The organism is uncultured Pseudophaeobacter sp., from assembly GCA_905479575.1.
Taxonomy (GTDB): domain Bacteria; phylum Pseudomonadota; class Alphaproteobacteria; order Rhodobacterales; family Rhodobacteraceae; genus Pseudophaeobacter.
This window is the reverse complement of record CAJQNB010000067.1, coordinates 24780-36343: the sequence shown is the minus strand read 5'-3', so window position 1 is coordinate 36343 and position 11564 is coordinate 24780. Positions and strand designations below refer to the sequence as shown.

The window sequence follows — 11564 nt, the reverse complement described above, 5'->3', positions numbered from 1 at the left end:
CGCTCTTCCGATCTCGACATCGTTCAAATAGCCTACCTATCGAAGCCATAGTAACGATCGCCCTGTGGTGGCGCATTTATAGTAAAATGCGGATTTTTCCACCTTATTAGAAGTTATATTATCCAAATCCTGCTGTAGGTCGGCGCGAAGGAAAAAAGATGTTTTATAAAGATGAGCGTTTTGCGCTTTTTATCGATGGTTCCAATCTTTACGCGGCCGCCAAAGCACTTGGCTTTGATATCGACTACAAGCTGTTGCGGCATGAATTCATGCGCCGCGGCAAAATGCTGCGCGCGTTCTACAATACAGCCTTGCTGGAAAATGACGATTACTCCCCCATTCGCCCGCTTGTAGACTGGCTGCATTACAATGGTTTCTCAATGGTGACGAAACCTGCCAAGGAATACACCGACAGCATGGGCCGCCGCAAAGTCAAAGGCAACATGGACATCGAACTTGCAGTCGATGCTATGGAACTGGCGCCACGCGTTGATCACATTGTTCTGTTTTCAGGCGATGGCGATTTCCGCCCGCTGATTGCCAGCTTGCAGCGTCAGGGTGTACGCGTCTCTGTGGTGTCCACCATTCGCAGCCAGCCGCCTATGATCTCTGATGAGTTGCGTCGTCAGGCCGACAACTTCATCGAGCTGGAAGAGCTGAAAGATGTGCTTGGGCGCCCCCCGCGGGAGCATCCCGCTGACACAAGGTCCGTGTCTGCCGTTCCGGGTTAAACAAATGTGCGACGGCGTGGCCTGTATTTGGGGCACACTGGTTGCATTCCCGAGGGACCTTCTGCCGGATCGGTCTGCTCTTTGCGCTTGTGTTAGGATTAAGCGTCAGAACCTGCCCGATCAATAACAGCACTCAGCTGTTCCCAGTCGTCTTCAAAGGGAACAGCTGTCAGCAGAAGTCCCGCCGACAGAAGACCTGATCGTGATGCCCCCTGCCCCAAGGCACCAGCGCCCCCAGGGTAGCAGCCTCTGGCAGTTGGTTAAAAAAAACAGACGGTTCAAAACGGGTAGCCACTCACTCAGCCCGTTTTGAACCCCTGCTACAAAGCCCAAAAGCGCAAAATCCAGCAGCCTCACCAGGTCTGCCCCTGTAGGTTCGCCCTGCACTGCCTTGTGCTGCCCTTAACCTCGTTGAGCCGCAGCCCATCGCCGGGTTTCTGCACTAACATCGGAGGCAGGCAATTGCTGTCGGATCACCGCTTCCAAACCAGCTAATGTCACGGGTTTGGAAACAAAAGCATCCATTCCCTCGGCCAGGCATTTCCCAATCTCCCCCTCCAGTGCGTTTGCCGTAACTGCCACAATCGGCGTATGGCGCAGCCCCTGCTCGGTTTCGATCTGGCGAATAGCGCGTGTCAGCTCAAACCCATCCATCACCGGCATCTGGCAATCCGCCAGAACCATGTCAAAGTTACCGTTGTTCCAGGCCGAAAGACATTCTGCCCCGTCACGCGTCATGGTCACCGTGCACCCCAGCAGCCCCAGCTGGCTCTCAATAACCGCGCGGTTGATTTCATTGTCTTCAGCCACCAAGATCCGCCCCCCCGTCATATTCAGTGCGGTTGCGCGGTCTTTGGTTCCCGAATGGGTCTGGGGCTCTTTGTTGGTGCCATAGCCTACTAGGTTTTCCAGGGCGTCCCACAGCTCGCTGGGCAGCACCGGCCCGGATTGCACCACAGCCCAGCGATTGCTTGAGCTCAGCTGCAACATGTCAGCGCAGGATTTGAACTCAAGAACTTTCAGGTCCGGAAGCTCTTGTTCAATACGGGTGCGACACCAGCCGGACCGCTGATCATCTTCAATCTCATCCGGCAGCACAAAAATGGATTCCCGTCCGGCAAGACGGGCAAGCCCGATAAACTCTTCCCGGCTGGACACCCATTTCAGATCACAGTCCGCAGCCAGGACATAGGTGGGCCAGTTACACTCCCGTCCCTGCTCTGGCAGCATTGCCACAACTTTTGTCCCCGCCAACCGCGGCCCCTTAATCGGTCCAGAGGGTTCCAGAACGGGCAGCCGGACCGTGAAGGTGCTGCCTTCACCCAAGGTGCTGTCCACCGAAACAGTGCCCCCCATCTTGGAGACCAATTGCTGCACAATCGTCAATCCCAGGCCATTGCCCTTGATCATCCGCTTGGCCACCACTGCTGAACGTTCAAAGGGGGCAAAGATCGCCTCCTGGACCTCTGGCTCAATGCCGATGCCGTTGTCCTCAACGACAAAATCAATCCAGCCGGGCTCGCAGATCTCCACACGCAAACGCACCCGTCCGGCAGCTTCGCCGGCCAGCGGTTCAGAAAATTTGATCGCATTGCCAATGAGGTTGAGCAAAATCTGACGCAGGCGCCCCGCATCGCCCCTCAGCGTATCCGGCAGATCGGCCTGAATCGTCAGGGCCAGGTCCACATCCATCTGGCTGGCATGGGGCCGCAGGGTTGCCGCCGCTCCCTCGACCAGCGGCAACAGGCGCATGGGCGTTTCAAACAACTCCATTTTGCCTGCCTCAATACGGGAGACATCCAGGATGTCGTCAATAATCCACAAAAGCGAGGTCGAAGACTCTTTGATGGTGTTCAGAAGGCGCCGCTGTTCAGGGGTGAGATCCGTTCTTTCAAGCACCTCAACCATCCCCAGCACCCCATTCATCGGCGTTCGGATTTCATGGCTCATGGCGGCAAGGAACTCGCTTTTGGCGTGATTCGCCTGGCTTTCCTTTTGATGCGCCTGCAACAGATCATCGCTATAGCTTTCCGCCAACTCGCCAAAAGCCATCATTTCGACAACGAGGACTGCAAAAACCGTGACCAACACACCGCCAGAAAGATAGCTGACGGGAATCGCCACCTCGACAAGCGGCGGGCCAAAATAGTCATGCCCCAAAAACCGAAACATCACCCAGCTTGCAAAGACGATCCCCAACAGCGTAATGATCATCGCCTTTTCGCGACGCATCGAAAACGTCATAAAGGGCCCGCCAAGAAGGACGACAAAAAACAGTTCGATATAGCTTTCGGGGGGCATGGTGAAAACGGACCCCATGACCACAACCAAGCCCGTGAAATACCACAGCAGGCGGGCCAAAAGCGTATATTCCGTATTTATGAGCAAACGCGCGGCAATCGAACCCAAAATCGCAATTGTTGAGATGATCACCATGCTGGGCGCATTTATGGAGATGCCCAAAGCGATCCACAGAAGGCCCAGCACCACCACAAGATTGCAGCTGACGCTGACAGTGCGAAACCGGCGCTCCATCGTGACCGCATATTGTCGGGTGGCAAAATCGCCCTTTTCCTCCAACGCAAGGCACTCGGTTGGGCTCGTTTTTCCGTACACGGCGCTTTTATCCTCTACCCTACCAAAACTACATACTGTTCACCCCCAAAGAGGTATCGCGCGCAGCCCCCTTTGGCGCAGGAAAGGCCCCCGCATTGCCCCAAACATGGAGCAGATCAGTTAACATATTCCTTTTTGCATAGACTTTATGCACCGTGAGAACACGCCGACCGCCGGGTGCCCCAGCGGTATTCTGCCCGGCCTGACCAAACAACCGGGGCTGTGCACAGCCTCATCCAGCGGGTTCATCAGGCTGGACCTTGGGTCGGCAAAGCCTTACTTCTGCCGCGAAGGAGACGCCGATGACCAAACCTGCCCTGACACTTTATCTGGCTGCGCCACGCGGTTTTTGTGCCGGCGTTGATCGCGCCATCAAGATTGTAGAACTGGCGCTCGAAAAATGGGGCGCCCCCGTCTACGTGCGCCACGAGATCGTCCACAACAAATTTGTGGTGGATGGGTTGCGGGCCAAAGGTGCGGTTTTTGTCGAAGAGCTGGAAGAATGCCCCCAAGATCGTCCGGTAATCTTCTCAGCCCATGGGGTGCCCAAATCGGTACCCGCCGCCGCTGAGGCGCGCCAGATGGTCTATGTGGATGCCACCTGCCCGCTGGTCAGCAAGGTGCATATCGAGGCGCAGCGCCACGCGGAACAGGGGCTGCAGATGATCATGATCGGCCATAAGGGCCACCCGGAAACCGTCGGCACCATGGGGCAATTGCCCGAGGGTGAGGTGATTTTGGTGGAAACCCCCGAAGATGTGGCAAAGGTGCAGGTGCGCGATCCGCAGCAACTGGCCTATGTCACCCAGACCACCCTGTCGGTGGATGACACCAAGGGCATTGTCGCGGCGCTGGAAGCGCGGTTTCCGGCCATTGTCGGCCCCCATAAGGAAGACATCTGCTACGCCACCACCAACCGGCAAGAAGCGGTTAAGGCGGTTGCGCCCAAATCCGATGCCATGCTGGTTGTGGGCGCGCCCAATTCGTCAAATTCGCGCCGACTGGTTGAGGTCGGGGCAAAAGCAGGCTGCAAATATGCCCAGCTGGTGCAGCGGGCCGACAACATTGACTGGCGCGCCCTGGAAGGAATCTCAAGCATTGCCATCACCGCCGGCGCCTCAGCCCCTGAACTGCTGGTCAACGAGGTCATCGACGCCTTTCGCGCCCGCTATGATGTGACGGTCGAGGTGGTTGAAACCGCCGTGGAACGTGTCGAGTTCAAAGTCCCGCGAGTGCTGCGCCACCCCGCCAACAAATCAGCTGAGAGCTCGGCCTGACAGGATCCTAATGACAGCCGCCGGATGGCAATGACCTGACAATAGTGGCCAAGAGCCAGCGCCTGGTGACCCTGGCGGTTTACGGCGCGCTCACTTGCTCTTAGGCTGATATGTCAAACCAGATCGAGACCCCACCGAAAGGGCCAGCTTATGATTTCCATGCAGTTTCTCATCACCGCAATTGTTGTCGTTCTGGCCCCCGGAACCGGGGTTCTTTATACGCTGGCGCTGGGGCTTGGTCAGGGGGCACGGTCTGCGGTTTGGGCCGCTTTGGGTTGTACCCTTGGCATCCTGCCGCATCTCGCTGCGGCAACCCTGGGACTGGCGGCGGTACTGCACAGCTCCGCGCTGCTGTTCCAAGTCGTCAAAACACTCGGGGTGCTTTACCTGCTCTATCTGGCCTGGCAGGCGCTGCGCTCTGGTGGGGCGCTGACGATCTCTTCGCAGACCAAACGACAATCGGCTCTGCGCATCGCCCAACGCGGCGCGCTGATCAATATCCTCAACCCCAAGCTGTCGGTGTTTTTCCTGGCGCTGCTGCCGCCCTTCCTGTCCGGCGACCCGGCGCATGCCACCTCTGAAATGACCCTGCTGGGCGCGGTGTTCATGGGGCTCACCTTTGTGGTCTTTGTGCTCTATGGGTATTTCGCAGCCCAGGCCCGGCAATTTGTGCTGGGATCCGAAACCGTGGTAAAATGGCTCAACCGTGGCTTTGCTGGCATTTTTGCCGCCCTTGCCGCCCGACTGGCCATTGAACGCGCCTGACCGCCACGGCTCACCTCCAACACCCCCATTGATAAGGCCTTCGATGAGCGACACAGAAACACTCAAAGTTTATGGTGACCGGGCCGCAGACTATGCAGCACTGAACCAGGACTATCTCAGCAATGACCCGCGATTGCTGGAGTTCATTACCGCCTGCCCTTCCGCAGGCCGGGTGCTGGATCTGGGCTGCGGCCCCGGCACCTCGGCTGCGGTGATGGCCAAAGCGGGCCTGCACGCCGATGCCACCGATGCCTCGCAGGAAATGGTTGCTCTTGCACAGGCCCTGCCAGGTGTTACCGCCTGGCGGGCGACCTTTGAGGAGATCCAGGGCGTCGCACTCTATGACGGGATCTGGGCCAATTACAGCCTGTTGCACGCCCCACGTGCCGCCATGCCCCACCATCTGGCTGCACTAAAACGCGCCCTGAAATCAAACGGCGTCTTTTATATCGCCCTCAAGCTGGGTAAAGGCGAAGCCCGCGACGCTCTCGGGCGGCTTTATACCTATTACGAGGAAGACGACTTGCAAGATTTGCTCAAGACCGCCGGATTTACCGTGCTGAACTGCGCGTTTGGGGAAAGCGAAGGCCTTGATGGCACCATGGCCCGCTGGATTTCGGTGGCCTGTCATGGCTGATCTCTATGCCTATACCGATGGCGCCTGCTCCGGCAATCCCGGCCCCGGCGGCTGGGGCGCCCTGTTGCAGGCCAAGGATGGCGGTAGCGTCATCAAGGAAAAGGAACTCAAAGGCGGCGAGGCCAATACCACCAACAACCGGATGGAGCTTTTGGCTGCGATCAATGCGCTGGAAAGCCTCGACCGGCCCTCAGCGCTAACCCTGGTGACCGATAGCAACTATGTGAAAAACGGCATCACCGGCTGGATCTTTGGCTGGAAGAAAAACGGCTGGAAAAACGCTGCCAAAAAGCCCGTCAAAAATGTCGAGCTGTGGCAGCGTCTGGATGCCGCCCAAAGCCGCCATCAGGTGACCTGGGAGTGGGTCAAAGGTCACGCAGGCCATCCCGAAAACGAACGCGCCGATGAGCTGGCCCGCGCCGGCATGGCCCCGTTCAAGAAAAGCAAATCAAAGGCATGAGGCCCGCGCAGGGGATCATGGAGAGATCACAATGACTTTTGTCACCCTGCTCGATTATGCCGCTGTATTGGTCTTTGCCCTGACGGGCGCGCTGGTGGCCAGCCGCGCCCAACTGGATATCGTCGGCTTTGCCTTCATCTCGTGTCTGACTGCGGTTGGCGGCGGCACGGTGCGGGATCTGGTACTGAACCGTGAAGAGGTGTTCTGGGTTGCCGATCCCAACCACATCCTGCTGGCGGCGGGCGCGGCTGTTGTGGTGTTCTTTACCGCCCATCTGGTCGAAAGCCGTTTGCGGCTGCTGATTTGGCTCGACAGTTTTGCCTTGGCCGTTGCGGTCTCGGCCGGCACCGGTGTGGCACTGGCGCTGGACAAGCCCTCTGTCATCGTGGTGCTGATGGGCATGGCCACCGGCAGCATGGGCGGGCTGATGCGCGATGTGGTGGTGGGCGAAGTCCCCTTGGTGCTGAAACAGGGAGAGCTTTATATCACCTGCGCCATGAGCGGCGCCATTGTGGCGGTTGCGGCCAGCTCAATCGGCCTGGCCTCTGGCCTCGCTCTGGTCTTATGCGCCATGGTCTGTTGGGGGCTGCGGGCAGGCTCCATCGCCTTTGGCTGGCATCTACCCGTCTACAAAAGCCGCCCACCACGCCAATAAAATAGAGCGCAGGTCAGCGTTTGATATAGATCTGCCACAGCCAGATCAGCGCGAGGGCGCCCAGCACGGCACCGACAAGACCTGCAACCATGCCCATCACCGTCAACAGCGCACGCAGGACAAAGCCGCCGATCAGGGCGCCGGCAATGCCAATCGCCATGGTGGTGATGATATCGGACTCAATCCCCATGATCCGCGTCGCCAGGAAACCAGCGGCCACGCCAATGATGATCAAAAACACAACACTCATAATATCTCTCCGCTAACGTCGCCAGTGAAACGGCACGATGATCAGTGCCCCTATTGAGGACACAATGGCATTAAGCCCCGGTGAGGCAAACCCGATGCCAAACATGATCCGTACAAAGAAGAACAAAAAGGCGCCGCCGCTGCAGATGATGATCGAAGGCAGGTAGCCGTTTTGGGTAAAGCCGCTTTTCTCTGCCGCGTAGCCGGTGATCCCGGCAATCACCACGGTGCCCATCATGGTCAGAAACAATGCCCTACTCCCCGTTTACAGTGACGCCCAGTTTGAAACTGTCGCCCTGTTACAACTGTCGCCCTGTGGCAAGCGGGAAGCCCCGCACAAAGATGTCGCGATCCTGCGCGCCTTTGCCGGCCCGTTGCAAGCGCAGAATTTCAACCGCGCCAGCCTCCTCCCCGGTGCCACAGGCAATTGTCAGGCTGTCGCCATCCAGCACCTGCCCCGGCGCGTCGGCCCCCATAGTACCGGTGCCCATGGTGCCTGTGGTGGCCAGCCGCGAGGCCAGGAGCTTTATCCGCTGGCCATCTATGTCCACCCAGGCGCCGGGGAAGGGCGATAGGGCGCGAATTTTGCGGTCCACCTCTGTCGCCGGTTGCGTCCAGTCGATCTGCGCCTCGCTTTTATCGATCTTGGCGGCATAGGTCACGCCCTCGTCTGGCTGCGCATCCGGCGTCAGCCCATCGAGATGGCGCAGCGCGGTGACAATCAAGGACGCGCCCATTTCCGACAGGCGATCATGCAGCTGGCTGGTGGTTTCCTCATCGCCAATCGGGGTGCCTTCGCGAAGCAGCACCGGCCCGGTATCCAACCCGGCCTCCATCTGCATGATGCAGACGCCGGTCTCGGCGTCGCCGGCCATGATGACACGGTGGATCGGCGCCGCGCCGCGCCAGCGTGGCAGCAGACTGGCGTGAATGTTCAGACAGCCCTTGGCAGGCGCGTCCAGAATCGCCTGCGGCAGGATCAGGCCATAGGCCACCACCACCGCAATATCAGCGCCCAGCGCGGCAAATTCTTCCTGTTCGGCGGCACCCTTAAGCGACACCGGGTGGCGCACCTCCAAGCCCAGCTGGGTGGCGCGGGCATGCACCGGGGTGGGCCGGTCCTTTTTGCCACGACCAGCCGGACGGGGCGGCTGGCAATAGACCGCTGCGATCTCGTGACCGGCCGCAACCAGCGCATCCAAGACCGGTACTGAGAACTCCGGCGTTCCCATGAAAATGATACGCATGCTGTTGCCCCCTTGGGTTTACCCGTTCAGTTTCTTGGATTTCTTGATCAGCATATCGCGCTTCATCTTGCTGAGATGATCAATGTACAGCTTGCCATTCAGATGGTCGATCTGATGCTGCACGCTGGTGGCCTCGATGCCGACAAAATCGCGCTCGGTGATCGCGCCTGTTTCGTCCATATAGCGTACGGTGACGGCGCGGGGGCGTTTGATCTTGGCCGAGACCCCGGGCAGGTTGGGGCTGGCCTCTTCGTGTTCGCGCAGCTGGGTCGAGGCATGCAGCACCTCGGGGTTGGCCATGCGCACGGCGCGACCGCGCTCTTTGGAGCCATCCACCACCGCAAGGCGCAGCATGACCCCGATCTGATTTGCACCCAGACCAACGCCGGGCATGGCCTCCATGGTGTCGATCATGTCGGTCCAGACCGCGCGGATCTCATCGGTGATCTCGCTGACCTCAGCGGCGGCGGTGCGCAGGCGTTTGTCGGGCCAGGGCAGGCAAATACGTGCGGTCATGCGGGTCTCTCCAGATGTCGGCGATAGGTCTCTTCGGCTTCAACGCGGGCCTCGGGCACCAGACGGTCAAAGGTCACCAGACCATCGAGGTGGTCATATTCATGCTGGATGCACCGGGCGGCAAAGCCGTCGAATGTGCCAGTCTGCCAGCAGCGCGCCTCATCCTGCCAGCGCAGTGTCACGGTGCTGGGGCGCAGGACCGCTGCCATCACACCGGGGATCGACAAGCAGCCCTCATCGCCGGTTGCAAGCTCAGCCCCAAAGGTCAGGATTTCGGGGTTGATCATCACCAGGGGCGTGCCCGGCCCCTCCTTCCAGGTGGCATCCATCACAAACAGGCGCTTGAGCACACCAACCTGCGGTGCCGCCAAGCCCCGGCCCGGAGCCGCGTACATGGTCTGAAACATATCGGCGATCAGAGTGCCGAGATCCTCCTGCGGCGCAACCAAAGCGCAAGCGGTCGACAGGCCCGCGTCAGGCCATTGCAGGATGGGCAGCACCGCCATGATCTCTAGTCCCGTGCCAGCTCACGTTTGAGCTTTTGCATTTTGCGGGTGATCATCTGCCGCTTCAGCGGTTTCAGGTAATCAATGAACAGTTTGCCATCCAGATGGTCGATCTCATGCTGCACGCAGGTGGCCCAAAGCCCGTCAAAGGTCTGACGCTGCAGGTTACCGTCCCGGTCCAGCCACTGCACCTCGACATCGCGCGGACGGGTGACCTCGGCATATTGATCGGGGATCGACAGGCAGCCTTCCTCGTAGACGTTGGTCTCATCAGAGGAGGAAATGATCTCAGGGTTGAACATCACCAGAGGCTTGGGCGCCACGCCTTCCTCTTTTTCGCAATCCAGCACGATGAGGCGATCCATCACACCAATCTGTGGCGCGGCCAGCCCGATACCGGGTGCGCCATACATGGTTTCCAGCATGTCATCGGCCAGAACGCGCAATTTATCCGACAGATCGGCAACCGGAGCGCAGACCTTTTTCAAACGGGGATCAGGATGGATCAGGATCGAATGTTTCATGGAGGTGATTTAGGCCATTGCCCCTGTCACTGCAACGCCCTGCTTGCGCATGCCTGCCCCCCTCGTCCTCGTTGCCGCCCTGTCGACCGATGAAAAGGTGCCCAAAATTGCCGCGGCCGCAGCAGCTGGTGTCAACAGAGGAACAGATCCCCTTGCACCTCGCGCATTTGCCGCTAGCTTCGCTGGCAAAATAGCGGAGTATCCCCATGGATTTTGACAGCATCATCGACCGTCGCGGCACCCATTGCGCCAAATGGGATCTTATGGAGAGCCTATACGGTGTCTCACCCGACACTGGCCTGGCCATGTGGGTAGCCGATATGGATTTTGCCGTGCCGCCCATGGTCACCGACAAGATGCGCGAAATGGCCGATCACGGGATCTATGGCTATGTGAACTGCGACACCCCCTACAAGGATGCGATTTGCTGGTGGATGCAGAATCGCCACGGCTGGACCGTGGATCCCGAGGCCATTTTCACCACCACGGGCCTGGTGAACGGCGTCGGCATGTGCCTGGACAGCTTTACCCAGCCGGGCGACGGTATTGTGCTATTCACCCCGGTCTATCACGCCTTTGCCAAGGTCATTAACAACGCCGGCCGCGAGGTGGTGGAATGCCAGATGATCAACCGCGATGGCCGCTATGAAATGGATATGGCCACCTATGATGCACAGATGACCGGCAAGGAAAAGATGGTCATTCTCTGCTCGCCCCATAACCCCGGTGGCCGGGTCTGGAGCCAAGAGGAACTGCAGGCGGTGGCGGATTTTGCCAAGCGTCACGACCTGATCCTGCTGTCGGATGAGATCCACCATGATCTGGTCTTTGACGGGGCGACCCATATTCCGATGCAAAACGCCGTGCCGGAGATCACTGACCGGCTGTTGATGCTGACCGCGCCCTCCAAGACATTCAACTTTGCCGGGCTGCACACCGGGCAGGTGATCATCCCTGACCCGGATCTGCGGGCAAAGTTCCAACGCCGCATGCTGGCCCTGGCGCTCTCGCCAAACTCCGCCGGTCAGTTTGCCACCGCTGCGGTCTATTCTCCCGAAGGCGCCAAATGGGCCGATGAGCTGGTCGCCTATATTGATGGCAACCGTCAGGTCTTTGATGCCGCCATCGCCGACATTCCCGGGCTCAGCTCGATGAAGCTGCAGGCCACCTATCTGTCCTGGATTGATTTCTCCGGCACCGGCATGAGCCGGGAAGAATTCACCAAGCGGGTGGAGCAGGATGCAGGCATTGCCGCCAACCATGGCACCACCTTTGGCACCGGCGGCGAAAGCTTCCTGCGCTTCAACATGGGCACCCAGCGCAGCCGGGTGATCGAAGCAGGGGAACGCCTGGCCAAGGCCTTTGCCGACCTGCAATAATC

14 protein-coding genes are annotated in these 11564 nt (G+C 59.1%); 7 read left to right on the top strand and 7 right to left on the bottom strand.

The features are described from left to right. The first annotated feature begins 158 nt into the window (after positions 1-158). Positions 159-731 (top strand): NYN domain-containing protein, encoded by a 573-nt coding sequence (locus QZ268_RS16305; protein WP_295454694.1) that lies wholly within the window; start codon positions 159-161, stop codon positions 729-731. A gap of 402 nt (positions 732-1133) precedes the next feature. On the opposite strand, the gene QZ268_RS16300 is transcribed toward QZ268_RS16305, so the two are convergent. Continuing rightward, positions 1134-3347, bottom strand: a complete 2214-nt coding sequence (locus tag QZ268_RS16300) for an ATP-binding protein (protein ID WP_295454693.1) — start codon at positions 3345-3347, stop codon at positions 1134-1136. Between the two features lie 302 nt (positions 3348-3649). On the opposite strand from QZ268_RS16300, the gene ispH reads away from it, so the two are divergent. From ispH to QZ268_RS16275, 5 genes are all read left to right on the top strand, one after another. Further along, on the top strand, positions 3650-4624 hold the full coding sequence (ispH, locus tag QZ268_RS16295; RefSeq protein WP_295454691.1) for a 4-hydroxy-3-methylbut-2-enyl diphosphate reductase: 975 nt from the start codon (positions 3650-3652) through the stop codon (positions 4622-4624). A 150-nt stretch (positions 4625-4774) separates the two neighbouring features. Continuing rightward, positions 4775-5389: a LysE family translocator gene (locus tag QZ268_RS16290; RefSeq protein WP_295454690.1), complete on the top strand. Its 615-nt coding sequence runs from the start codon at positions 4775-4777 to the stop codon at positions 5387-5389. Positions 5390-5432: 43 nt separating this feature from the next. Further along, complete coding sequence (locus tag QZ268_RS16285; protein ID WP_295454689.1) at positions 5433-6026, top strand: class I SAM-dependent methyltransferase; 594 nt, start codon at positions 5433-5435, stop codon at positions 6024-6026. Then, positions 6019-6486, top strand: a complete 468-nt coding sequence (gene rnhA / locus QZ268_RS16280) for a ribonuclease HI (RefSeq protein WP_295454688.1) — start codon at positions 6019-6021, stop codon at positions 6484-6486. Before QZ268_RS16285 ends, rnhA begins: the two co-directional genes overlap by 8 nt. A 31-nt stretch (positions 6487-6517) precedes the next feature. Next, positions 6518-7141 carry a trimeric intracellular cation channel family protein gene (locus QZ268_RS16275; RefSeq protein ID WP_295454687.1) on the top strand — a complete coding sequence of 208 codons (624 nt, stop codon included), beginning with the start codon at positions 6518-6520 and terminating at the stop codon, positions 7139-7141. A 13-nt stretch (positions 7142-7154) separates the two neighbouring features. Here QZ268_RS16275 and QZ268_RS16270 read toward each other — a convergent pair whose 3' ends face one another. The 6 genes from QZ268_RS16270 to def (QZ268_RS16245) are packed head-to-tail and all read right to left on the bottom strand — an operon-like array spanning position 7155 to position 10183. Continuing rightward, a complete protein-coding gene (locus QZ268_RS16270) occupies positions 7155-7391 on the bottom strand; it encodes a GlsB/YeaQ/YmgE family stress response membrane protein (RefSeq protein WP_295454686.1) in 237 nt (78 codons plus the stop codon). Positions 7392-7403: 12 nt separating this feature from the next. Next, positions 7404-7640, bottom strand: a complete 237-nt coding sequence (locus QZ268_RS16265; RefSeq protein ID WP_295454685.1) for a hypothetical protein — start codon at positions 7638-7640, stop codon at positions 7404-7406. Between the two features lie 49 nt (positions 7641-7689). Further along, positions 7690-8637: a methionyl-tRNA formyltransferase gene (fmt, locus tag QZ268_RS16260; RefSeq protein WP_295454684.1), complete on the bottom strand. Its 948-nt coding sequence runs from the start codon at positions 8635-8637 to the stop codon at positions 7690-7692. 18 nt (positions 8638-8655) lie between these two features. After that, positions 8656-9153: a peptide deformylase gene (def, locus tag QZ268_RS16255; protein WP_295454683.1), complete on the bottom strand. Its 498-nt coding sequence runs from the start codon at positions 9151-9153 to the stop codon at positions 8656-8658. Next, a complete protein-coding gene (gene def / locus QZ268_RS16250; protein ID WP_295454681.1) occupies positions 9150-9659 on the bottom strand; it encodes a peptide deformylase in 510 nt (169 codons plus the stop codon). Before def (QZ268_RS16250) ends, def (QZ268_RS16255) begins: the two co-directional genes overlap by 4 nt. A 5-nt stretch (positions 9660-9664) precedes the next feature. After that, the gene (gene def, locus QZ268_RS16245) at positions 9665-10183 is read right to left on the bottom strand and encodes a peptide deformylase (protein ID WP_295454679.1); all 519 of its coding nucleotides are present in this window, start codon (positions 10181-10183) and stop codon (positions 9665-9667) included. A gap of 206 nt (positions 10184-10389) precedes the next feature. On the opposite strand from def (QZ268_RS16245), the gene QZ268_RS16240 reads away from it, so the two are divergent. Next, complete coding sequence (locus tag QZ268_RS16240; protein WP_295454677.1) at positions 10390-11562, top strand: MalY/PatB family protein; 1173 nt, start codon at positions 10390-10392, stop codon at positions 11560-11562. Positions 11563-11564 lie beyond the last annotated feature (2 nt).